The 25,186-nt window shown below is 28.4% G+C and carries 22 protein-coding genes and 1 pseudogene; 22 read left to right on the forward strand and 1 reads right to left on the reverse strand.

Going from position 1 to position 25,186, the window contains the following annotated elements; all coding sequences use genetic code 11:
• Positions 1-9: 9 nt before the first annotated feature.
• From Q0G30_RS02100 to Q0G30_RS02120, 5 genes are read left to right on the forward strand one after another with little or no spacing between them, the layout of a single operon-like run.
• Positions 10-747, forward strand: coding sequence for a WecB/TagA/CpsF family glycosyltransferase (locus Q0G30_RS02100; RefSeq protein WP_294385860.1), 738 nt, complete (start codon positions 10-12; stop codon positions 745-747).
• Entirely contained in the window at positions 747-2,282 is a 1,536-nt protein-coding gene (gene murJ, locus Q0G30_RS02105) for a murein biosynthesis integral membrane protein MurJ (RefSeq protein WP_294385864.1), read from the forward strand. The genes Q0G30_RS02100 and murJ overlap by 1 nt, the downstream gene beginning before the upstream one ends.
• 9 nt (positions 2,283-2,291) lie before the next feature.
• Positions 2,292-3,572, forward strand: coding sequence for a glycosyltransferase (locus Q0G30_RS02110; protein ID WP_294385867.1), 1,281 nt, complete (start codon positions 2,292-2,294; stop codon positions 3,570-3,572).
• Between the two features lie 5 nt (positions 3,573-3,577).
• A complete protein-coding gene (locus tag Q0G30_RS02115) occupies positions 3,578-4,723 on the forward strand; it encodes a glycosyltransferase (protein WP_294385869.1) in 1,146 nt (381 codons plus the stop codon).
• 12 nt (positions 4,724-4,735) lie between these two features.
• Positions 4,736-5,368 carry a cyclodeaminase/cyclohydrolase family protein gene (locus Q0G30_RS02120; protein ID WP_294385871.1) on the forward strand — a complete coding sequence of 211 codons (633 nt, stop codon included), beginning with the start codon at positions 4,736-4,738 and terminating at the stop codon, positions 5,366-5,368.
• Positions 5,369-5,459: 91 nt separating this feature from the next.
• Here Q0G30_RS02120 and pdaA read toward each other — a convergent pair whose 3' ends face one another.
• The gene (pdaA, locus tag Q0G30_RS02125; RefSeq protein WP_294385874.1) at positions 5,460-6,260 is read right to left on the reverse strand and encodes a delta-lactam-biosynthetic de-N-acetylase; all 801 of its coding nucleotides are present in this window, start codon (positions 6,258-6,260) and stop codon (positions 5,460-5,462) included.
• A gap of 488 nt (positions 6,261-6,748) precedes the next feature.
• On the opposite strand from pdaA, the gene Q0G30_RS02130 reads away from it, so the two are divergent.
• From Q0G30_RS02130 to Q0G30_RS02210, 17 genes and pseudogenes are all read left to right on the forward strand, one after another.
• Positions 6,749-8,479, forward strand: coding sequence for an ABC transporter ATP-binding protein (locus Q0G30_RS02130; protein WP_294385877.1), 1,731 nt, complete (start codon positions 6,749-6,751; stop codon positions 8,477-8,479).
• A gap of 34 nt (positions 8,480-8,513) precedes the next feature.
• On the forward strand, positions 8,514-10,265 hold the full coding sequence (locus tag Q0G30_RS02135; protein ID WP_366013353.1) for an ABC transporter ATP-binding protein: 1,752 nt from the start codon (positions 8,514-8,516) through the stop codon (positions 10,263-10,265).
• 98 nt (positions 10,266-10,363) lie between these two features.
• On the forward strand, positions 10,364-11,545 hold the full coding sequence (locus Q0G30_RS02140; protein ID WP_294385882.1) for a GNAT family N-acetyltransferase: 1,182 nt from the start codon (positions 10,364-10,366) through the stop codon (positions 11,543-11,545).
• Positions 11,546-11,584: 39 nt separating this feature from the next.
• Complete coding sequence (locus Q0G30_RS02145) at positions 11,585-12,112, forward strand: GNAT family N-acetyltransferase (protein WP_294385884.1); 528 nt, start codon at positions 11,585-11,587, stop codon at positions 12,110-12,112.
• A 161-nt stretch (positions 12,113-12,273) separates the two neighbouring features.
• Entirely contained in the window at positions 12,274-13,371 is a 1,098-nt protein-coding gene (gene ychF, locus Q0G30_RS02150; protein ID WP_294385887.1) for a redox-regulated ATPase YchF, read from the forward strand.
• Positions 13,372-13,713: 342 nt separating this feature from the next.
• A pseudogene (locus tag Q0G30_RS02155) lies at positions 13,714-14,025 on the forward strand (cell division/cell wall cluster transcriptional repressor MraZ); the annotation flags it as partial.
• Positions 14,026-14,109: 84 nt separating this feature from the next.
• Complete coding sequence (gene rsmH / locus Q0G30_RS02160) at positions 14,110-15,042, forward strand: 16S rRNA (cytosine(1402)-N(4))-methyltransferase RsmH (RefSeq protein ID WP_294385889.1); 933 nt, start codon at positions 14,110-14,112, stop codon at positions 15,040-15,042.
• 39 nt (positions 15,043-15,081) lie between these two features.
• Positions 15,082-15,558: a hypothetical protein gene (locus Q0G30_RS02165; RefSeq protein WP_294385890.1), complete on the forward strand. Its 477-nt coding sequence runs from the start codon at positions 15,082-15,084 to the stop codon at positions 15,556-15,558.
• Positions 15,559-15,657: 99 nt separating this feature from the next.
• Positions 15,658-17,853, forward strand: a complete 2,196-nt coding sequence (locus tag Q0G30_RS02170) for a stage V sporulation protein D (RefSeq protein ID WP_294385893.1) — start codon at positions 15,658-15,660, stop codon at positions 17,851-17,853.
• Positions 17,854-18,014: 161 nt separating this feature from the next.
• Positions 18,015-19,373, forward strand: a complete 1,359-nt coding sequence (gene murF / locus Q0G30_RS02175; protein ID WP_294385897.1) for a UDP-N-acetylmuramoyl-tripeptide--D-alanyl-D-alanine ligase — start codon at positions 18,015-18,017, stop codon at positions 19,371-19,373.
• 41 nt (positions 19,374-19,414) lie between these two features.
• Positions 19,415-20,401, forward strand: coding sequence for a phospho-N-acetylmuramoyl-pentapeptide-transferase (gene mraY, locus Q0G30_RS02180; protein ID WP_294385901.1), 987 nt, complete (start codon positions 19,415-19,417; stop codon positions 20,399-20,401).
• Between the two features lie 22 nt (positions 20,402-20,423).
• Positions 20,424-21,548 (forward strand): stage V sporulation protein E, encoded by a 1,125-nt coding sequence (gene spoVE, locus Q0G30_RS02185; protein WP_294385904.1) that lies wholly within the window; start codon positions 20,424-20,426, stop codon positions 21,546-21,548.
• Between the two features lie 143 nt (positions 21,549-21,691).
• Positions 21,692-22,558, forward strand: a complete 867-nt coding sequence (locus Q0G30_RS02190) for an FtsQ-type POTRA domain-containing protein (RefSeq protein WP_294385907.1) — start codon at positions 21,692-21,694, stop codon at positions 22,556-22,558.
• Positions 22,559-22,568: 10 nt separating this feature from the next.
• Complete coding sequence (locus Q0G30_RS02195; protein WP_294385910.1) at positions 22,569-23,288, forward strand: DUF881 domain-containing protein; 720 nt, start codon at positions 22,569-22,571, stop codon at positions 23,286-23,288.
• A gap of 13 nt (positions 23,289-23,301) precedes the next feature.
• Positions 23,302-23,652 (forward strand): small basic family protein, encoded by a 351-nt coding sequence (locus Q0G30_RS02200; protein WP_294385911.1) that lies wholly within the window; start codon positions 23,302-23,304, stop codon positions 23,650-23,652.
• On the forward strand, positions 23,653-24,390 hold the full coding sequence (locus tag Q0G30_RS02205) for a DUF881 domain-containing protein (RefSeq protein ID WP_294385914.1): 738 nt from the start codon (positions 23,653-23,655) through the stop codon (positions 24,388-24,390).
• 149 nt (positions 24,391-24,539) lie between these two features.
• On the forward strand, positions 24,540-25,175 hold the full coding sequence (locus tag Q0G30_RS02210) for a YggS family pyridoxal phosphate-dependent enzyme (protein WP_294385917.1): 636 nt from the start codon (positions 24,540-24,542) through the stop codon (positions 25,173-25,175).
• Positions 25,176-25,186 lie beyond the last annotated feature (11 nt).

Genomic DNA, 25,186 nt, shown 5'->3' on the forward strand with positions numbered 1-25,186 from the left:
ATGAGTTATATGGAGAAAAAAGATAACTTTAAAAGTATAAATATATTAGGATATAAAATTTTCTCTGAAGATATAGAAAAGTGTTTAAGCACAGTATTTTCTTACGATAAAGTTCATATAGTATCTGGCAATCCAGAAGTTCTATATACAGGATTAAATAATAAAGAGTTATTTGATAATTTTACGTCTGAAACTTCTTTAATAATACCTGATGGTGTTGGAACACAAATTAGTGGTAAAATTTTAAAAACTCCTGTACAAGAGAAAATTGCTGGAATTGAACTTATGAAAAAAATAATTGCTGAGTGTGAAAAGAAAGGGGAAGGAATTTATTTATTAGGAGCAAGTGAAGAGAATTTAAAGGATTGTGCTGCTAATATAATGAGAGACTATCCTAAAATTAATATTGTTGGATATCATAATGGATTTTTTGATTTAGATAATCCAAAAGAAATATTAGAAGATATAAAAAGTAAAAAACCACTAGCATTATTTGTTGCAATGGGATGTCCAAGACAAGAAAGATTTATTATAAAGTATATGGATCAGCTTCCATGTAAGATATATATGGGTGTTGGAGGAAGCTTTGATGTAATTGCTGAAAAAGTAAATAGAGCTCCAAAGTGGATGATTAATATAGGGATGGAATGGGCTTATAGGGTTGCGAAAGAGCCGTGGAGAATTAAAAGACTTGGAAGTATTCCTAAGTTTATATGGACTGTTGCAAAGAGTAGAGGTAATAAATAATGAAGGGCAATAAGATATTTAAAGCAGCCTTTTTAGTTATGATAATTAGCATCTTAAGCAGATTTTTAGGATTGTTTAGAGATATGCTAGTTGGATATCAGTTTGGTGTAAGTATTTATACTGATGCATATAAAGCAGCGGTATCTGTACCAGAAACTGTTTTTACTATTGTAGGTCTTGCGATATCCACAGTATTTATTCCAATGCTTAGTAAAGTTAAATATGAAAAGAATAAAGATGAAATGTTTAAGTTTTCTAATAATATTATTTCTATATTATTAGTTGTTTCAATAATTACATTTGCTTTAGGATTTATATTTACAGACAAAATAGTTGCTTTTATGTTTAATGGATTTAATGAAGAAAAGTTTACTCTTACAGTTTTTTTAACAAGAATAACTTTATTTAATCTTTTATTTTTATCAATAAATGCATGCTATACTGCAATGCTACAAGTATGCGAGGATTTTATTGTTCCTTCAATTTTAGGGATGTTCTTTAATGCACCAATGATAATTTATTTATTATGCTTTAATGATATTAGTATTATTGGATTAACTATTGCAAATGTTATTGGAAACTTTTTAAGGGTTGCGGTTCAGATTCCTGTTTTATATAAGCATGGATATAGATTTAAATTATTTATTAATCTTAAAGATGATAGAATAAAGAAAATATTAATATTAATTATACCTGTAATAATTGGTTCAGGTGCAAATTCATTAAATATGGTAGTTGATATGAAAGTTGCATCATCTTTAGGAGATGGAGCTGTTAGTGCTTTAGATTTTGCTCAAAAAATAATAGTTTTTGCCAATACTGCAATAACAACATCTATTGTATCTGTTATGTATCCCCTTATGGCAAATAAATTAAATGAAGGAGATAATGAAGGGTTTGCTATGTACTTAACAAAGTCAATTTCTACAATTGCTTTGTTGTTAGTACCTATTTCTATTGGATTTATATTATTAAATAAAGAAATTATAAGTGTTTTTTATGAAAGGGGTAAATTTAATGATGTAGCCGTGGGAATCACAGCAAGTGCATTTTTAGGTTATTCTTTAGTATTACCATTTACAGGAGTTAGAGATATTTTAAACTCGTCATTATTTTCGATGCAAAAAACTAAGGTGACAACAATTAATGGAGTAATTGGAGTAGTTATAAATATTATTTTAAGTATTAGTTTAGCAAAAGTATTTGGAATATTTGGTGTAGCGATAGCTTCTACAATAGCATCGATAATAACAGCAGTATTACTATTTATCTCTACTAGAAAATTTGTTGGAAGTTTTAATGTTATTCCTATGATAATAAAATTATTAAAAATATCATTATCAGCAATGTCAATGCTACTTGTACTTATATTGTTAAATAATATGATTAGTTTAAATAATTCAATATTAACTATTTTACTTAATGGGATAGTAGGAGCTATTATTTATTTTGTAGCATGTAAAATATTAAGAATTGAAGAATTTAATGAAGCAATAGATATGATAAAAAGTAAATTATCTAAAAAAGAGATTTAGGAGGAAAATATGAAAATACTATTTATAGCATGCTATTCGCCATTAATTAATAATTCAGCATCTATTGAAACTTTACAATACTTAAATAATTTAGCTAAGATTGATGGAAATGAAGTTCATCTTTTAACTGTAAATTTTCCTAAAAATTCAATTTATTATGATGAGTATATATTAAGTATGTTAGATAAAAAAGTTAAAATGCATATAATTTCTGGTGGAAAAATATTTGAGAAAATAATGCCTAAGAAATCTCTTAATACACAAGTAACTAATGTAGCTAAAGGTAACAAAAGTTTCGTAAAAACCTTACTTAAAAAGGGTAAATCTATTGTAGCTATACCGGATATGTATTTCAATTGGGCTAAGTCTGCAAGTAAATATGGTATTGAATTAGTAAAAAGAGAAAATTTTGATGTTATGTTTTCAATGCATGAGCCACCATCAAGCCATATTTGTGCTCTTAAGATTAAAGAAGAGTTTAGAGATTTACCATGGGTTACTTATTGGAGTGATCCATGGCTTAAAGATTCAACTAGAGCTAATATAAGTAAGGCAAGAAGAAAGTTCGAAGGTTCATTTGAAAAGAAAATTGTTGAGCTTAGTGATAGATTTATTTTTGTAACTAAGGCTAATAGGGATGATTATGTAAGTTCATATAATATTCCTGTGGAAAAAACTTTCATAGTAACAAGAGGCTATGATGAAAAGCAATATAATGAAATTAAAAAAAGCGCTAAACCTAAGTTTATAAATAAAGATAAAGTTAATTTTGTTTATGCAGGAGAGATTTTCTCTAAACTTAGAGATGTTAATCCATTTATAGGAGCATTAAATAATATTAAAGAAAATAATATTGAGTTATATAATAAATTAAATGTTATGTTCTTTGGAAATATTGATGATGAGGGAATTAAAAACAAATTAATAGAAGTAGACAATGTTAATGTTTCACCTAGAATTCCTTATGATGAAGCGTTAGGATACATGCTTAACAGTGAAGTGTTGTTGTTATTTGGAAATAAAAACTCAAAACAAATTCCAGCTAAAATTTATGATTATTTTGGAGCAGATGGTCTTATTTTTGTTATTCTTGGAGATGAAAATGATCCTATAAGGGATGTAGTAGAAAACAAGAAAAAATGTATTGTTGTAAATAATAATACTGATGAGATTATAAATGGAATTAATAAAATAGTTTCTATGCTTGAAAATAATGAAAAGTATGGACCTATTGAAGAATATAAATGGCAATATATTTCTAAAAAGCTTAACGATATTTTAAAGGGGTAATTATTATGCATGTAATGTTTATACCTTCTTGGTATGATAATAACAGAAATAAAGTTCATGGTAGTTTTTTTAGAGAGCAAGCAACAAAACTTCAAGAAAGTGGAGTAAAGGTTACAGTTGCATATAATGAAATTTGGCCATTGACGTTAATGGGGAAAGTAAAAGAGAAAAGTGGTTTATATTTTAATATTGAAAAAGGACTAAGAACTTATAGATATAAAAATTATAATTTTGTACCTAAACATCCATTAATGTTTAATATTTTTGATAAAAGAATGGAAAAATTATATAAGGAAGTTGTAAAAAAGGAAGGAAAAGTTGATGTTATACATGCACAATCATCACTTTGGGGTGGAATAAGTGCGGCTTATGTAGCAAAAAAATATAATATTCCTTTAGTTATTACGGAACATTCTTCTGTAAAAAGAGGCCAATATGTTAGAGAAAGTTATTATAAGAGAATAGTTAATTCTTATAAAAGTGCAGATGCTATAATAGCAGTTGGAAATGGACTTAAAAAAGAAATAGAAGAATTAACAAATAGAAAAGATATAAAAGTTATAGGTAACTTAGTTGATTTATCTCTTTTTGATATAAGAAATATTAAAAAAGAAAGTGATGAATTTATATTCTTTAGTGTTGCTTTTTTAGAGGGCGAAAAAGGATTTGATACTTTAATTAAAGCATTCTCAAAGAAATTTAAAAATGAAAGAGCAAGATTAGTTATTGGTGGAGATGGAAGCCAAAGAGAATGGCTAGAAGGTATAGCTAAAAATGAAGGTATAGAAAATCAGGTGACGTTTACAGGAGCCTTATCTAGAGAAGAGGTAGCTGGGTGGATGAATAAGTGTGATGCTTTTGTTTTACCTTCAAGATACGAAACTTTTGGAGTAGTCTATATTGAAGCATTGGCTAGTGGTAAGCCTGTAATAGGGACTTTTAATGGTGGAGCAGAAGATATAGTAAATCAAGAGATTGGAATATTAGTTGAAATAGATAATGAAAGAGAACTAAGTGATGCTATGGAGTATATAAGAAAAAATAATAAAGAGTATAATCCAGAGAAATTAAGAAATTATTGTACTGAAAAGTTTAGTGCTAATGTCATAATAAAAAAAATAATAAATGTTTATAATGAAGTAATAAAATAAAGGGGTGTTAGAATGGATTTTAAAGACTATTCAATAGAAAAATTTTTATATGAACTAAAGACGGATTTACCATCGCCAGGTGGTGGGAGTACCGCAGCATTAGTTTCTGCTTTGTCAGGAGCATTGAATTCTATGGTATATTCATTTACAGTAGATAAGAAAGCTTTTGAAAAGCTAGATAATAATAAAAAAGAAAAAATGATAAAACTAAAAACAAGTTGTGAAGAGTTTATAAGAAAAAGTATTGCTTATATGGAAGCCGATAGAGATACTTTTACAGCTTTAATGGATACATTTAAATTGCCAAAAGATACTGATGAAGAAAAAAAATATAGATCACAAATGATTAGAGAAAAAACAATAGCAGCAATGGAATCACCATTAAATCTAGCTAAGGATTCTTTAGAGTTTTATAAAAATATAGAATTTGCAGTTGAGTATGGAAATAAAAATTTAACTTCAGATGCTATAGTTGCAGCAATCCTTTTACATAGTTCTATAGAAAGTTCTATAGTAAATGTATTTGTTAATTTTAATAGCTTAGGAAATAAGGAGGGATATGAAAATATACCTTCTGATTGTAAAGAAATAATAGAAGCATCACTTATTAAAAAAACAGAGATAGTGAAAGCTTTCGGAATATAAAATATAAAAGTCATAATAAATAAGGTTTAAAAAACTTACTTATTATGACTTTTTTAATTGAAATACTTAGGAAAATATAGGTTAAAGTATATTATTGATATTCTGGAAGTTCATTAAGTGATTTAAATTCATAACCATCAGCTTTAATTTGTTGTATTACAGTTTTTAAAACAGCAGTATTAGTCTTAGAGACAGCATGTATAAGCATTATACATCCAGGATGAACACCATTTGTAATTTTTTTAATTGCTTCTTCTTCACTAGGCTGATTATCAATAATCCAATCTTTATATGCGAAGCTCCAAAAAATTGTTTTATAACCAAGATCTTTGGTTTTCTTTAGAGAGTTTACTGAGTATTTTCCCATAGGAGGTCTAAAAAATTTAGGCATATCACTACCAACTATTTCTTTATAAGCTGATTCAACATCTGTAAATTCAAGTTTAAATTTTTCAGGATCAGTTATAGTTGCCATTGATGGATGATGATTTGAGTGGTTACATACTAAATGACCTTCATCCGCCATCCTTTTTATAATTTCTGGATTTTGAGTTATGTAAGGTTTAACTACAAAAAATGCTGCTGGAACATTTTCTTCTTTTAAAACATCCAATATTTTTGGTGTATAACCATTTTCATATCCTTCATCAAAAGTTAAATAAATAACTTTTTCATTAGTGTCACCTAGATAATAAGCATCATATTTAGATAAAAGCCCTGTAGCTTCTTTAGGACATTCTGGTAAAGTGTCTTTACCTCTGTTTACAAAATACCAATTTAATTCTGAATCATCTGAGGCTAAAGTGATAGCGTGGCTAAAGGCCATTGTAGCAAAACAGCTTATTGATAAAATAAAAGCTAGAATAAAAACAAATAACTTATTTTTTCTCATTATAAATCCTCCCTTTCATAAGTTATATTAATATGTTTTGTATATAGAGAGATATTACACGTGGGAAAAACAGGGAATTCATATAAGACGTTAAATAAAAATAAAAAAAGAAAATATTGACTAACAGCATTAACAGGAATATAATGGAAAAAGAATAAGTTGTTTAGGAGGTAGGAGTATGTTAAACATTAAATTAAATAATTGTAAAGAAAAGAGAATAAATAAAAATAACCCTATCTCTATGGTTTTATATAACTAAAATGTTTGTATAAAATTAAATAAAAATTTTTTTTTAATAAATAGAGGTCGTGGTTATTACCCATGGCCTTTTTATATATTTTTATAGAAATATATTTAATTATATTATTGTAATAAAAAGTCATGGCGATACCATGACTTTTTTTATTGTAAAGGGAGGTAAAATTATGAAGAGTGGAGATCTAAAAGTTGGCTAACAATTAAATTTTAAACTAAAGGGGGAGTCAGTAATGACTAAAGTATTTAAGTACGTATTAAAGTATAGGAGAACGTTGATATTTGGAACTATATCCATGCTTATTGTTATTGGGGTTGATTTGTTAATTCCATATATGCAACAAATATTTATAGATTATGGAATTATTGCTGGAAATGAAAAAATTATATTTTTTGTTCTAGGGGCTATATTAGTTATTTCAGCAATTAAAGCAATATTTGGTTATAATAAAGAATTTAAATATGATCTATTGAGTACTTGGGTTCATCAAGATATTAAAAATGATCTTTTTACTAGTATTCAAAAATTAGAATTTAAATATTTTGATGGAATGAATACTGGAGAGTTAATGTCAAGAATTGGAGAAGATGCAGAAAATATATGGCAAACTATCGGTTATGGATTGAGGCTTTTTGTTGAAAATATAATTTATTTTATTATATCAACAATAATTTTATTTTCTCTAAATTGGAAATTAGCTTTAGCATGTTTTATAGTTATGATTCCAATAGGATTTATTGCAGTTCAACTTGAAAAGAAATTTGGTAAATGCTATGAAGAAATAAGCGATAAGACGGCAGAAATAAATACTACTGCACAAGAAGATATAGCAGGAATAAGACTTGTTAAAGCTTTTTCAAGAGAAAAGTATGAGATAAACAAATTTTTAAAATTAAATAAGTCTTACTATGACTTAAATATGAATCAAGCAAAAGTAATAGGAAATTACTTTCCTAAAATAGAGTTCTTAACTAACATTTCATTAGTAATAATGATAGTTTTAGGTGGATATTTAGTTATGAATGAAGAGATGACTATTGGAGTTTTAGTAGCTTTTAGCGGATATATATGGAATATTATATGGCCCATGAGAATGCTTGGAGAGCTTACAGATTTAATTTCAAGGAATTTAGCTTCGGCTAAAAAGATATTTGCAATTATAGAAAGAGAACCTGAAATAAAAAGTGGTTTATTAAATAATAAAAAGATTAAGGGTGATATTAAATTTGAAAATGTTAGTTTTAGATATAATGATGAACTAGTATTAAAAAATATTAATTTAGATATTAAGGCAGGAAGTACAGTAGCTATAATGGGAACTACAGGTTCAGGAAAATCAACTTTATTAAATCTTATAGGAAGATACTATGATGTAAAAGAAGGTAGTATAAAGGTTGATAATGTAGATGTTAAAAATTATGACTTAGAAGTTTTAAGAAGTAGTATGGCAATTGTGCCACAAGATACCTTTTTATTTTCTGATTCAATTTTAAATAATATAAAGTTTAGTAATGAAAATGCAGATATAGATGATGTGAAAAAATATTCTAAATTAGCATGTTCTTTAGATTTTATAGAAGCTTTAGATGAAGGATTTAATACTGAAATAGGAGAAAGAGGGATAGGACTTTCTGGGGGGCAAAAGCAAAGAATATCTATCTCTAGAGCTTTAATAAGGAATTCTTCTATTTTGATTTTAGATGATTCAACTTCAGCTTTAGATATGGAAACAGAGCAACAGCTATTGAGAAATTTATCACAAATGGAAAAGCAAAGTACAACTTTTATAGTTGCACATAGAATTTCAGCTGTTAAAAATGCAGATCTAATAGTTTATTTAGAAAATGGTGAAATAAAAGAAAAGGGAACTCATGAAGAATTATTAAAATTAAAAGGTGCTTACTACGATATTTACTATGAGCAATTTAAGGATTTTAATCTTTTAGAAAAGGAGGTTATATAATATGCAAAATAATATAAATAAAGATGAAGAAATTATGACACGTAGCAAAAGCGAAATAACTATGAAGTTATTAACGTATCTTAAGCCGTATAAATTAAAATCTTTTTTTGTTGTATTATTGATGATATTTGTAATGGTATGCGAAATAGTAAATCCATTATTATTAAAGATTGCTATAGATGACTATGTAGGTAGTAAAAATGTTAATGGTTTAATAGTAATAGGAGTTTCGTTATTATCATTAAATTTATTAGCTTGGGGATTGTCAAAAATAAGATGGAATATGATAACTAGTATAACTAATAGTATTTTAGTTAATATAAGACATGAGTTATATAGTCATATTCAATATTTATCCTTTGACTTTTTTGATAGTAGACCAGTAGGTAAAATACTTGCAAGAGTTGTTGGAGATGTTAATGCTTTGAAAAATTTATTTTCTCAAGCAATACAGTCTTTTATTCCACAAATAATTAATTTGTTTTGTGTTGCGATAATAATGTTTATGCTTAATATTAAATTAGCTTTAGCATCAATAGCATTGCTTCCTTTGTTAGGATTTGCAATGTTTTGGATAGAGATTTATTCAAGAAGAAGATGGGAAACTTATAGAAATAAGCGTTCAAATTTAAATGGATTTACCCACGAAGATTTTTCAGGAATAAAAGTTGTACAAGGGTTTGCTAAAGAAAAAGGAACAGAAAATAACTTTAAAAATATGGTGGGAGAATTAAGTGATTCTTTTATAAACGCTGTAAAACTAAATGATTGCTTTTGGCCATTAGTAGAATTATCTTGGGGTGTAGGAACTCTTGTAGTTTTTGCTGTAGGATATTTTTTAATAAAAAATGATGAGATAGAAATAGGTACTTTAATAGCATTTTCAATGTATGTTGGTATGTTTTGGAGACCTATTATGAATCTTTCAAGTTTTTATAATACTCTAATTACAAACTTTTCAGCAGCAGATAGGATTTTCGATATTTTAGATATAGAGCCTGTTATAAAAAATTCTTTAAATGCAAAACCAATTGGAATAATTAAAGGAAATGTAGAATTTAAAAATGTTACTTTTTCTTATGATGATGAAACTGAAGTATTGAAAAATGTAAGCTTTAAAGTTTCAAAGGGGGAAAAGATTGCTTTAGTAGGAGCGACAGGTGCTGGTAAAAGCACAATAGTTTCATTATTAAGTAGATTTTATGATCCAACTAAGGGGAAAATTTTGGTGGATGGAAAAGATATTAAAAATGTGGACTTAGAAAGTTTGAGGAGTCAAATGGGAATTATGCTTCAGGATACATTTTTATTTTCAGAATCAATTATGGAAAATATCAGGTATGGAAGACTTGATGCCACTGATGAAGAGGTTATTAATGCAGCTAAAGCTGTAAATGCTCATAAATTTATCATGGAATTAGAAAAGGGGTACGATACTGAAGTTAATGAAAGAGGTTCAAGGCTTTCTTTAGGACAAAGGCAACTGATATCTTTTGCAAGGGCACTTCTTGCAAATCCAAGAATATTAATTTTAGATGAAGCAACTTCTAATATTGATACTCAAACAGAAAAGCTAGTTCAGGAAGGAATAGAAAAGATTCTCCATGGAAGAACTTCATTTGTAGTAGCCCATAGACTTTCTACTATTAGGGATTGTGATAAGATTATGGTTATAAATGATGGTGAAATTGAAGAGGTTGGAAATCATGAAGAACTTCTAAAGAAAAAAGGAAGTTATTATGAGCTTTATATGGCACAATATAACTTCTTAAGTGAAGGAGCTTAGGCAAGTTAAGAGTTAATAATTATTCTTACATGTATATGAGGGTATGGGATTTAAAGTTGATAAGATAATGTAATTAATAGAAGAGGAGAAAATTAATTATGGAATATGAAATAGTACATTTAGCTAAAGAAAAATGGAAGGGACATATTATTCCAATAAAATATACAACAAAACAATACTATGATGTTGTTGTGGATAAAAAAGAAAATGGGTTTAGTGTTAATATAGAAAAGAAAGATTTTGTAGAAGCTGTAACTCATACGCCAGAAGAATGTAATTTTCAAGATAAATTATATGAAGAGTATTGGGAAAATGCTTATGCTTGGGGTATTTTAGATAATGACAATCTAGTTGCGGCTATTGAAACTAATGTGGAAGTATGGTCTAATCGGTTAAGAATTACTGAACTTTGGGTAGCTAAAGATTATCAGAAAAAAGGTATAGGTCATGCATTAATAGAAGTAGCAAAGGAACAAGCATTATTAGAAGGTCGTCGTGCTATTATATTGGAAACACAATCTTCTAATGTTAACGCAATAGACTTTTATCAGCACGAAGGTTTTACTTTAATAGGATTTGATTCATGTTGTTATAAAAATAATGATCTAGAAAGAAAAGAAGTTAGACTTGAGTTCGGTTGGTTTCCAAAGAAACATAAAAAGTTAAAAAGAGAAGATTTAGTTATAAGAAAAGAAAAAGCAGAAGATTATTATGATGTTGAATTAATAACTCAAAGGGCTTTTTGGAATAGACATGGTGTAGGATGTTGTGAGCATTATCTTGTTCATAAGCTACGTGAAGATAAAGATTACCTTCCAGAGTTAAGTAGAATAGCAGTAAAAGATGGAGAAATAATAGGAAGTATAATGTATTCAAAATCTCAGATAAAAGATGGAGAAAATATACATGAGATTATTACTTTTGGACCACTTTGTGTTAAGCCGGAATGGCAAAGATGTGGAGTTGGTGAAATTCTTTTAACTGAAACTATAGAAATTGCTAAAAATGAAGGATATAAAGGAATTGTAATATTTGGTGAGCCAGATTATTACCCTAGGATAGGATTTAAAACTTGTGACAATTTTAATATTACAACTGCAGATGGTAAAAACTTTGATGCGTTTATGTGCTATGAACTAGATAAAGATAGTATGAGAGATATAAAAGGAAAGTTTTATGAATCAAAGGTCTTTGAAAATTTACCACAAGAAGAGGTAGAAGAGTATAATAAGAAATTTCCTCTTATGAGTAAATTAAGATTTCCGGGGCAGTGGAATTAATAGAATAAATTTAAAAAGTTATAAATTAAGGAGATTGATATGGAGTTTATAAATATTGAGGCTGATAATATAAAGGTAGAATTGTTTTCAAACTTTAAAAGATATCAAAAGGTAACAAAATGCTGGAGAAAAATTGAAGGACAATGGGTTATAAAAGATATTGCTTTTACAGAAGAGTGGGGAATTGAGGAGTATAAGATATTATCATCATGCTTGAAAAATACAGTGGAAACAGGTGGAATGGTAATGGGAGCTTTTTCAGATGGAATTTTAAAGGGATTTGTATCTGTTGAAGCCGGGTTGTTTGGAGAGAATAAAGAGTACTTAGATTTGTCTAGTATACATGTTTCCTTAGATATGCGAGGAAATGGAATTGGAAAAGAACTTTTTAGATTATCAAAAAAATGGGCAAAAGAACATGGTGCAAAGAAATTATATATATCAGCACATTCATCAGTAGAGACTCAAGCCTTTTATAAAGCAATGGGATGTGTTGAAGCTGAGGAATATAGCCAAAAGCACATAGATAGAGAACCTTTTGATTGTCAATTGGAATGCAAAGTTTAAGAAAAATGAAAAAATATATAGAGATTAAAAGAATTGTGTTTAAATATTTCCAAGTGAATTTGAAAAGTGTGGAGAATAAAAGAATATTTTATCGTTGAAATTAAATTAGTTCTAGAGTATAATCTTAGAAGTATTAGTAAGGTCGAAAGGATGTTATATAGATGAGATTAGGGATTGTAGGACTACCAAACGTAGGGAAAAGTACATTGTTTAATGCTATAACAAAGGCAGGAGCAGAATCAGCAAACTACCCATTCTGTACAATAGAACCAAACGTAGGTGTTGTTAGTGTACCAGATAAGAGATTAGACGTATTAGAAAAAATGTATGGTACAAAGAGAAAAGTTTATACTGCTGTAGAATTCTATGATATAGCTGGATTAGTTAAAGGAGCTTCAAAAGGTGAAGGATTAGGAAATAAGTTCTTATCACATATCAGAGAAGTTGAAGCCATAGTACATGCAGTTAGATGTTTTGAAGATGAAAATGTAGTTCACGTTGAAGGTTCAGTAGATCCAATTAGAGATATAGAAACTATAAACTTAGAACTTATATTTGCAGATTTAGAAGTTTTAGAAAGAAGAATGGAAAAAGGAGTGAAACTTGCTAGATCTGGTGATAAAAAGGCTAAAGCTGAATATGAAATAATGGAAAAGGTTAAAGCTCATTTAGAAGCTAATAAGCCAATTAGAACATTAGAATTAAATGAAGATGAAGAAGCTTTTGTTAAGTCTTTATTTATGATTACTTCTAAGCCAGTATTATATTCTTGTAATATATCAGAAGATGATATGATGAGTGGAAATCTTGAAAATAAATATGTTAAGATGGTTAAAGAATATGCAGCAAATGAGAATTCAGGAGTAGTTGTTGTATGTGCTAAACTTGAAGAAGAGTTATCAGGGTTAGATGAAGAAGAAAAAGCTGAAATGCTAGAAGAGTATGGAATAGAAGAATCAGGGTTAGATAAGTTAATAAGAGAATCTTATAAGTTATTAGGATTAATAAGTTATTTAACAGCTGGTGTTCAAGAGGTTAGAGCTTGGACTATAAAACAAGGAACTAAGGCTCCAGCAGCAGCAGGCAAAATTCACTCTGACATAGAAAGAGGATTTATAAGAGCGGAAGTTGTAGCTTATGATGATTTAGTTGAATGTGGTTCAGAAGCAGCAGCTAAAGAAAAGGGATTATACAGACTTGAAGGTAAAGAATACGTAATGAAAGATGGAGATGTAGTAAACTTCAGATTTAATGTATAATAAATATTTATAGAATAGGAACTGTTTTGACAGTTCCTATTTTTATGAAAAAATATATAAAGAATAAAAAGGAAAATACTAATATCGCTAAGTTTTTACTATAAAATGTAATAAAGATAAAAATACTATTACTTATATTTTAAATGTAAGAAAAAGTATTGATTTTTTATGTTTTACATAAGAAAAAAATACTATTTTAAGTAAATATATCTTGAAGGAAATAGAATAATTTTATAGAATATATATATAGTGGTGTAAAGTGGTTAGAGTATTTAACATTACTTAATAGATGAGCAAGATGCTTAGGAATTAATGCTCACATAGTTTGGATGCAACAATAGAATGATTATGCCAATGTAAAATTAAGAAATGAACTAGTAGAAAGGTTCGTAATTACTAACGAACTTGACAGATACCTTTACACTTATCTGGAAACAAATGGAAAATGCTTTAAGAGAAACTTAAAAAGTTACCACTTACTATAAAGATGAATAAGTGTCTGTAAGATTTATCTTTTCAGTTGCATGTAAAGTGGAAACCGATAGACAAAGAAGAGGATTAATTCCATTAAACCTAAAAGAATATGCAGGGATAGAAAAGGATATAGTAAGTATAGAAGCCTTAACTAGAGTAGAGATATGGAGTAATGAAAAATAGCAAGAGTATAATGAATTAAATATTAACTTTTAATTCAATTGCTAAAAAACAGGCGATTTAGGAATATAAGGAGTTAGAAAAATGGAATTTAATCACGTATCAGTTTTACTGAATGAATGTTTAGAAGCACTTAATATTAAAGAAAATGGAATTTATGTTGACGGTACATTAGGAGGAGCAGGTCATTCTTCTGAGATTTTAAAAAGATTATCAACTGAAGGAAGACTTATAGGTATAGACCAAGATAAAGATGCATTAAAAGCAGCAGGTAAAAGGTTAGAGAATTATTCAAATGTTACTTTTGTACATAACAATTTTCATAATATAGGAGCAATCTTAGATGAGCTTGGAATTGAAAAAGTAGATGGTATTCTAATGGATTTAGGAGTTTCTTCTTATCAATTAGATGAGGGTGAAAGAGGCTTTAGTTATATGAAAGATGCCCCTTTGGATATGAGAATGAATAGAGAAAATAGTTTTTCTGCCTATGAAGTAGTTAATAACTATAGTGAAGAAGAGCTATATAGAATCATAAGAGATTATGGTGAAGAAAAATTTGCTAAGAGAATCGCTAATTTTATTGTAACTAGAAGAAGTGAAAAAAATATAGAAACTACACTAGAGTTAGTTGACATAATAAAAGATGCAATTCCGGCAAAGGCAAGAAGAGAAGGACCTCACCCAGCAAAAAGAACTTTTCAAGCTATTAGAATTGAAGTGAATAGTGAATTATCAATCCTAAATAAAGCAATAGAAGATGGTGTTAATAAACTAAATAAAGGTGGAAGAATGGCTATAATTACTTTCCATTCCTTAGAGGATAGAATAGTGAAAAATAAATTTAGAGATTTAGCCGTATCGTGTAGATGTCCAAAAGAATTTCCAATTTGCGTATGTGGAGAAAAAGCAAAAGTAAAAGTTATAACAAGGAAAGCAATAGATCCTTCAAAAGAAGAAGTTGAAGCAAATCCAAGAAGTAGAAGTGCAAAATTAAGAGTAGTAGAAAAGATATAAGATATAAATATTATGAAAATTGACAGGGATGTGAATAAAATGGGAGTTAGGGAATATGATTATATAAGAGGAAATACAGCTTTAGCACCAGAGAGAAAAGTTAAGGAACAAGATAAAAAAAGAGATATACACAGAAAAGAAAAACAACGACAAGCTTATCAAAAGAGAAAAAATATTTTAGTTAGTGGTCTAACAATTGCTACAGTTATGTTTACATTAGGTGTCACAACTTTATATTTAGATGGAAAGATACATGATCTTCAAAAACAATTATTAATTTTAGAAGGAAATATGAGAGAAGAAGAGGATGTAAATGCAGCAATTAATGTAGAGATGCTAAAGTTTGCATCATTCGATAAAATAAAAAGCACAGCAGAAAATGAATTAGGAATGGTTTATCCAAGTTCTCAAAGTACTATAAGTATTGATATGTCAAAAGAATACTTTTCACATTTAAAAAATGAGGAAAGCAAGAAGAGTGGGTTACTACAAAAAATTATAGCAGCATTTAATTAATGGATAATTTGTAGAAATTTATAGGCAAGATATATCTCAGTAGTAGTATTTTAAGCTCTAATTATTCATTAATTAAGTGTTCCTTTGGAGGAATTTAGTATGAATAAGAAAGGGTTTAAAGATAGGGCAGTCATGCGTAAAAGGATGGTATTGGCTCTATGGTTTATTACTGCTGTGTTTGTCTTACTAATTATTAGGTTATCTTATATTATGCTTGTTAAAAGAGATGATTATTCTAGTAGAGCTGAAGAACAATGGACAAGTGAAGTTAGAATAGATGCAAGAAGAGGGAGAATTTTAGATAGGAATGGAAATGAATTAGCTGTGTCAGCTAATGTTTATAGAGTGGATTTTGATTTAAATTCTATTAGACAATATCTAAAGAAAAATGAAAAGAATACTGATGATATTGCACCTTTAATTGCAGAAGCAGTAGATATGGATACTAGTACGGTTAAAGACAAACTTGAAACCAAGCTTGCTAATGGTAGTGATGCAGGTTCAGCTACTTTAGTAAGAAGAATAGATAAGGATGTAGCTGATAAAGTTAATGAGTTAAATATTCAAGGGGTTATAGTATCACCAGATACCCAAAGATATTACCCTGAAGGACAATTCTTATCACATGTATTAGGAAGTACAAATAGTGATGGACAAGGATTAACAGGTGTAGAACTTCAATATAATGAGTATCTTTCCGGGGTTCCAGGAATAAGAGTTACTGAATTAGATAGAAATAGTGAATCATTAGATTACACAATATCAAACTTTACTGCACCTATTGACGGTAAGGATGTAACATTAACTATAGATAAAAACTTACAAGCTATAGCGCAAAAAGTAGCTGAAAAGGGGCTTGTTGAGAATAAAGCAAAAAGAGTTTCTATACTTATAATGAATCCACAAAATGGAGAAATATTAGCTATGGTTAATAAACCAGATTTTGATCCTAATAATCCATTTGAAGGATATGAAGACTTTATAGGTGAAACTGATGCTGAAAAACTTCAAAAGATGTGGAGAAATAGTTTAGTCAATGATACTTTTGAACCAGGATCAATATTTAAGGTAATTACTATGTCAACAGCTATAGAAGAAGGGTTAGTTTCGGAATCTGATACATTTGAGTGTGGAGGTAGTTTACAAGTAGGTCCGCATACTATCCACTGCTGGAAAAGATCAGGACATGGAACTCAAATATTGCCAGAGATTCTTCAAAATTCATGTAACGTTGGTTTTATGAAGCTGGGAGAAAAAATTGGGGCAGAAAAGCTTGTTGAATATATTAAAAAGTTTGGATTCGGACAAGTTTCAGGAGTAGATTTACCAGGGGAAGCAAGAGGAATAATAAAATCAGCAGAGAATATGAACGATGCGGATCTTGCAACAATATCATTTGGTCAAACAAATACAGTTAATGCTGTTCAATATATGACAGCATATAATGCAATAGTTAATGGTGGAACATTAATACAACCTCATGTTATGAAATATATTAGTCATGTAGATAGTACTGGAAATACAGTGGTTGATGAAGTTTTTGAACCAAAGACTACAGAAAATGTAATTTCAGAAGAGACAGCTGCTACTTTAAGAGATTATCTTGAAAGAACGGTAAATCAAGGTGGATCTAATAAGGTTTATATAGAAGGATATCATATTGGAGCAAAAACAGGTACTGCTCAAAAAGTTAATCCTTTAACAGGTTCTTATGAATCAGGAAAGTATATATCATCTATGGCAGGATTTGCAACAGTGGAAAATCCTCAAATAACTGTATTTTTAAGTATAGATGAACCAAGTAATGGTGCATACTATGCTGGTGTAGTAACAGCTCCTTTGGGCAAAGTATTATTAGAAGATATATTTAATTATTTAGATAGTGATTTTTCAAAAGATGAAAATTTGATATCAAAGGATATAGTTATTCCAGAATTAAGAGGATTATCAATTTCAGAAGCCAAAAAGTTACTAAAAGAATATAATTTAGAGTGTACTGTAGAAGGTGATGGAGAAACAATAACAAATATGCAACCTTATCCAGGATATACTATAAAGGAAGGTTCTACAATAAATCTTTACACAGATGAAAATGCAACTTATAATAAAGATGTTGCTATGCCAGATGTAAGAGGTTACTCAAAAGAATCAGCTATAGAGCTTTTAGATAGTTTAGGAATAAAATATATACTTCAAGGAGATGGAGTAGTAATAAATCAAAATATTCCTAGTGGGGAACTAATTTCAGAAGGTACTACTGTAAAGTTAACATTAAGTGCTGAGTATGGAGATTAAAGTTTTTATTTTTTTAGCATGTGGTAGATTCACATGCTAAATTTATGTATAGATAAAATATTTTCTTTGTGTATGAGAAGATATGAGAGTGTCTATAATTAAAAGAAGCATATTTAGCAAATAGAAAATAATATTTGAAAGATGAAGGTAGAGTGATTATTATGGAAATGACTTTTAAAGAAATGCTAAATGCGATAGACGGAGAAGTTATTGTAAAAAAAGAAGAGATTAATTTTAATAAGTTGTGTATAGATACAAGAAAAATAGAAAAAAATAATGTCTTTTTAGCAATTAAAGGATCTAATTTCAATGGAAATGATTTTGCAGTAAAGGCTTTAGAACAGGGAGCGTCTATTGTAATAATAGATGAAGTTAAGTTTAACTTAAAGGAAGTTGAAAATAAAGGGACTGTAATAAAAGTAAGAGATACAAGAGAAGCATTATTAAATTTAGCTAAATTTTATAGAGAAAAATTAGGTCTTAAGGTTGTTGGAGTTACTGGTTCAACAGGGAAAACATCAACTAAGGATTTAATAGCAGCTCTTCTAAGTGACAAGTATAAAGTGTTTAAAACAAAAGGAAATTTCAATAATGACATAGGACTACCACTTATGATATTAGAGCTAACTTCAGAATTTGATGTAGCTGTACTAGAAATGGGAATGAGTTCTCTAGGAGAGATAGAATTACTTGCAAGTGTTGCTAGACCTAATATAGCTGTTATAACTAATATTGGATTATCACATATAGAAAACTTAAAGACACAAGAAAATATCTTAAAAGCAAAAATGGAAATTTGCACTTTCTTTAATAAGGAAAATACATTAATTATTAATGCTGAAGATAAACTATTACAAAATATTTCATCAAATGTATTTAAAGTTAAAAAAATTGGTTATAATCATGAATATGATGTTTATGCATCTAATATTATATTAAGAGAAGAGGAAACAGAGTTTTTAGCTCATGCTTTTGGTGAGGAAGCTGTATTTAATCTACCAATGGCAGGTAAGCATAATGTATTAAATACAATGCTTGCAATTGAAGTTGCAAAATGTTTAAATGTTTCTTTTAAACAAATGCTTAAAGGACTTGAAAATTTAGAAGCTACTTCAATGAGATTACAAGTTATAAAAAAAGAAGGGCTTACAATAATAAATGATTGCTATAATGCAAGTCCTGATTCTATGAGATCTTCTTTAGATGTACTTTCAGCTTATAAAAATTGTAGAAGAATTGCAATCTTAGGTGATATGTATGAGTTAGGAGATGAATCAGAAAGAGCTCACTTTGAAGTAGGAGAATATGCAAAAGATAAAGTTGATATCTTAATAGTTATAGGTAGATACATTAAAAACTTTAAAGATGGATTTAATAATGATAATATAATCATGTATAACACTAAAGAGGAATGCATAAAAGAATTGAAAAATATTGTAAAGCTAGATGACGTAGTATTAATTAAGGCATCTAGAGGTGTTAAGCTAGAAGATGTTGTTAAAAAATTAGAAGAGATGTAATTCAACGAAGGAGGTGAACTGCTAATTATAGCAGTATAAAGATGGGGGATAGTACTATGAACATATTACCAGGAGAGATAACAAAAATATTAATATTAACTTTTGTAATAGGGGTTATTATAGCTTTAATACTTGGCCCGATTACAATACCACTTTTAAGAAGATTAAAGTTTGGTCAAAACATTAGAGAGGAAGGTCCTAAGAGTCATTTAAAGAAAGCAGGTACGCCTACAATGGGAGGAGTAATGTTTATTCTTTCAACAACAATAGTAATGTTTATTATGAGCGATAGTTTTACTGAAAAAGGAATGGTAGCGCTATACTCGCTTATTGCATTTGGATTTATTGGATTTTTAGATGACCTTTTAAAAATATTAAAAAAGCAAAGTGAAGGATTAACAGCGTGGCAAAAAATGCTTCTATTATTAATTATTTCAGGAGCCTTTGGCTATTATAGCTATGTTAATTTACCACATGATATTGTAATACCATTTACTAGCTTTAAGCTTCCTTTAGGTATGTTATATGTTCCATTTGTTATATTTGTTTATGCAGCTATGACAAATGCTGTTAACTTAACAGATGGATTAGATGGATTAGCATCAACAGTATCAGTCTTAGTTTTAACATTTTTTGGAGTCTTAACATTTTTAATTAAAGATTACTCACTAACTATATTTTCAGTAGCGTTAATAGCGGGATTAATTGGTTTCTTAAAATTTAATGCATATCCTGCAAAAGTGTTTATGGGAGATACTGGATCATTAGCCATTGGTGGAGCTATTACTACAATAGCAATAATAAGTGGTTATCCTCTATTAATAGTAATAGTTGGAGGAATTTATGTTTTAGAAGCTTTATCAGTAATAATACAAGTTACTTCTTTTAAATTAACTGGAAAAAGAGTATTTAAAATGGCTCCAATTCATCATCACTTTGAACAGTGCGGATGGAATGAAGTGAAAGTAGTTACAGTATTTTCAATAATAACAGTAATTTTATGTATAATAGGGTTTTTTGCAATTTAGTAATTAAATTGGAGGAATGTCTATGAGTTTTTATAAGCCCAAAGAAAAAAAAGAAATGGGGCAAATTGATTATGGTATATTTTATACCTTATGTATACTATTATCAATAGGAGTTGTTATGGTATATTCAACAAGTTCTTTTTATGCTATGTTTCATAATAACGATAGTATGTATTTCTTTAAAAGACAACTAATTTGGGCAATAATAGGTGTAATATCAATGACTGTAATGATGTCTGTAGATTATCATAAGTTGAAGAAGATAACACCAAAGTTACTTTTATTAACAATACCACTGTTGATTGCTGTATTTTTCTTTCCGGCAATTAATGGTGCTAAAAGATGGATTTCATTAGGTCCATTATCTTTTCAACCGTCAGAATTAACAAAGTACGCAGTTGTAATGTTTTTAGCACTTAGTATAGATATTAAGGGAGATAAGATTAAAGATTTTTGGCATGGATTAGTACCATATTTGTGTGTGGCAGGTTTTTTTGCAGCTCTTATTTTAGCAGAACATAATATGAGTATAGCTTCTATTATTATGATAGTTACTTTTATAATGCTTTTTGTAGCAGGAGGTAAAATTAAGCACTTGTTTGGAATAATTATGCCTGCTATGCTAACATTAGCAATATTCTTTATTTTTAGTTCTGACTATAGAAGGGAAAGAATGTTAAACTTTATAGATCCATGGAAGGATGCAGCTGATGCTGGGTATCAATTAATACAATCCTTCTTAGCATTAGGGTCCGGTGGACTTACAGGATTGGGACTTGGTCAATCAAGGCAAAAGACTTTATATATGCCCGAACCTCATAATGACTTTATTTTTTCTATAATAGGAGAAGAAGTGGGGTTAATTGGATGTTTGGTTATTATAACTCTATTTTTAATATTTATATGGAGAGGTGTTAGAGTTGCTATGAATGCTAAGGATACTTATGGCAAACTTTTAGCTATGGGTATTACATCTATAATAGCAGTTCAAGCTATTATTAATATAGCTGTTGTTACTGGATCTATGCCAGTTACAGGAGTGCCAATGCCTTTTATTAGTTATGGTGGAACCTCACTTGTAATAAATCTAACGGCTATGGGAATATTATTAAATATATCAAGACAAGTTGAAAAGAAAATAATTTAAAAATTTTAAGAGCTTCTTATATAAGAGGCTCTTAGTTTTTGTGTATAATATAAAAAGAATAATGTAAAATAATTATAAAAAATTACAAGTTTTATGGTAAAATTATAGTAAAAGATAGAAATTAAAAAGGAATAAGGTAACTAATGAAAGAGATAAAAAAATTTATAAAAGCAAAAAAAAGAAAAAAGTTAATAAAAAAAATGATATTAATGACAATTGTTATTGTTGTTGGAGGATTTATTTTTATTACAAGAGCTCCAATTTTTAATATTAAATCTATTGCTTTAAAGGGAAATGTTACAATTGCAGATGAAGTTATTTTAAGTGAAGTAAGCGATAGAATAGGATTAAATATATTTACAGTGAATCAAAGACAGATAAAAGAGGAGGTTTTAAAAAATAGATATGTAAGTACTGTTGATATTAAAAGAAAAGGTATAAATACCTTAGAAATTAATATTACAGAGGAAGCACCTGTATACTATATTGATAATGGGATTGAACTATTAATTATCAATAATGATTTAGAAGTGTTAGAAGAAGTAGATAATATCCAGGGAAGAAATTTAGTTGAAGTTAAAGGAATTGATCTTAGTGCAAAAGATGATGAAAATAGAATTGATGAATTTAACTCTTATAAAAGTATTTTATCAAATTTTTATCCCTTTATTTCTAAAAATAGAGAATCTATATATCTTTCAAGTTTAGACATAAGCAATATAGTTAATATTATTGGCTATATTGGAAATGTAGAAATATTATTTGGCGATGATAGTGATTTGTATAATAAAATGGAAAATGTCTATAGAATTATGTTAGCTGATAATGTAAATATTGGGAAAGGATATATAAATGTTAGTTTTAATGGTTCTCCTGTAGTAAAGATTGAAGAAGTAAAAGAAGAATCTAATGAAGAAGAAGGCATAATAGAAGAAGTAATAGGAGATGATATTACAAGTGAAGATGCCCTGGAATCTGATATGGATGTAGATATAGAACCAATGGAATAGGAGGTCAAATATGAAAAAAATATTATCTCAATTAGTTGTAGCACTAGTATGTGCATTTTTAGGGTTTTTATTAACATATCAGTTCAAACAATTAAATGTAGCAAATAGTGGGGATATAGATTATGATAGTACTGATATATTATCAGAAATAGAAAACTTAAAAAAAGAAAAAGAAGACCTTCAAAAAAATAATGAAATATTATCTGAAGAATTGAAAAAACTTGAAGATGCAGCGGCAAAAGAAGGGGAAATTGAAGGAGAAGTAAAAAAGCAACTTGATAATGCAAGAATGCAAATAGGTCTTTTAGATGTTAAGGGGCCTGGTGTTGTAATAACGTTATCACTTAAAAATTCAGTTTTTGGTACAAATGGTACTCAAACTTTAAATACTGTAAGTGAAGAAGAAATTATAAATTTAATAAACTCTTTATGGTATGCTGGAGCAGAAGCAATATCAATAAATGATATGAGAATTACGCCTCAAACAGGAATAAAAATGGCAGGAAGTTCAATTTCTATTGGTTCAGCAGGAAGAGTAGACCCTAATAGTGAAATTGTTATAAAGGCTATAGGAGATAAAAATAAATTAAATCTTGCAGTAAACTTTCCAGGAGTATTAGATTATGGTGCTTTAAAAAGTTATAGCAGCGATGTTAAGCAAATGGATGATATAACAATAGTTAAAACAACACAATCATTAAGATATGAATATATAAAGCCAGTTCAATAAAGGAGGAAGAAGTGTGATAGCATTTATCGGTTTATTATTAGGAGTTCTTTTAGGGTTAATATTTGATATAAATATACCAGAAAAATTTTCTCCTTATATGTCTGTGGCAATACTGGCATGTTTGGATTCTGTATTTGGTGCCTTTAGGGCAACGCTTAATAAAAATTTCAAATCAGATATATTTATATCAGGTTTTTTTGGAAATGCATTACTTGCAGCTGCTCTTGCTTATTTAGGTGATAAATTAGGAATTCCTATATATATTGCGGCTGTAATTGTATTTGGTGGAAGAATATTTGATAATTTTGGTTCAATTAGAAGAATATTATTAGAAAAATATAAAAATAGGCAAAGAGGTGATTAGGTGAAAAACTATAGAAATAAGTTTTTTATTTTAATTGCTACAATATTGCTTGGGTTTTTAATTGTAACTAATATAGGGATAAATGAAAATAATGGTTTTCTTAATTTAAATTCAGTTGAATACAGAGAGGCTATAGAAGAGAGAAATAAGTTATACGAGGAGATAACCGTATTAAGTGATGATAATTATGAATTATCTAAAAAAATTTCAAGTCTTGACATTAATGATGAAGATAATAATGAAAGGGTAATTGAGCATATGAAGAGTCAATTATCTACTTATTCAGATCTTTCTGGAACAACTGAAATAAGAGGGCCTGGTATAATTTTAACTATTTATGATGGTGAATATGATATAAATAAAGATGATCAATTAGAGGTTGATAGAAGAACTTTACATTCGGTAGATGCGGCAATGGTTCTTAATGATTTAAAAACTGCAGGGGCAGAAGCTATAGCTATTAATAGTTATAGAATTTTAAATACTACAGGTCTTGTATGTGCCTGGGCATTTATAAGATTTGAGGAAAATGGAAATGAAATGGAAGGTAGTCCATTTAAATTTTATGTCATAGGAGATCCAGATCAGTTAGAAGCTTCATTATTAACAGAGGGAAGCCATATAAATAGATTAATAATTAGAAAGTTAAATATAACTATAGAAAAATTCGATGAAATTATATTACCAGAAGCAAAAAAATCAATAGAACCAAAATTTATGGAGAGGGCAGATAATTAAATTAAAAAAAGTATTAAAAATTTTCTAGAAAAATGTTATAATTAAAAAGAGATTTAGAAGGGAATTTTATACTTTTGAAGAATAATAATCTTATGTAGACAATTAACTCTTTCAAAGGAGGGATCAATATTAGTATTGCAGAAAAAACAATGGAAATTTTAAAGGATATACCTAATGATGTTACTTTAGTAGCCGTATCTAAGACTAAGCCAGTAGAAATGATAATTGAGTCATACAATATTGGACAAAGAGACTTTGGAGAGAATAAGGTTCAAGAGTTAATCTCTAAAAAAGAAATGTTGCCAAATGATATAAGGTGGCATTTTATAGGTAAACTTCAAACTAATAAAGTTAAGTATTTGGTGAATAATGTATACTTAATACATTCTTTATCTAGTATAAAATTACTAGATAAGATAGAGAATGAATTTGGTAAGAATAATTTATGTGCTAATGTACTTATTCAAATAAATATAGGTAGAGAAGAAAGCAAAAGTGGAATATATGAAGAAGAATTAGAGGATATGCTTTCTGCTATTGAAAAATGTAAGCATGTAAAAGCTAAAGGAATTATGGTTATAATACCTAAAGGTAATGAAGAAGAAAATAGATATTATTTTAGTAAAACAAAACAAATCTTTGATAGATTAAAAGAAAGAAAATTTAAAAATATATCTATGGAGATTTTATCTATGGGAATGACAAATGATTATAAAATTGCAATTCAAGAAGGAGCTAATTTAGTTAGAATTGGTTCCGGTATATTTGGATTAAGGGAAAAATAGGAGGATGTAAT

The organism is uncultured Clostridium sp., assembly GCF_934754925.1.
In the GTDB taxonomy this organism is placed as follows: domain Bacteria; phylum Bacillota; class Clostridia; order Clostridiales; family Clostridiaceae; genus Clostridium.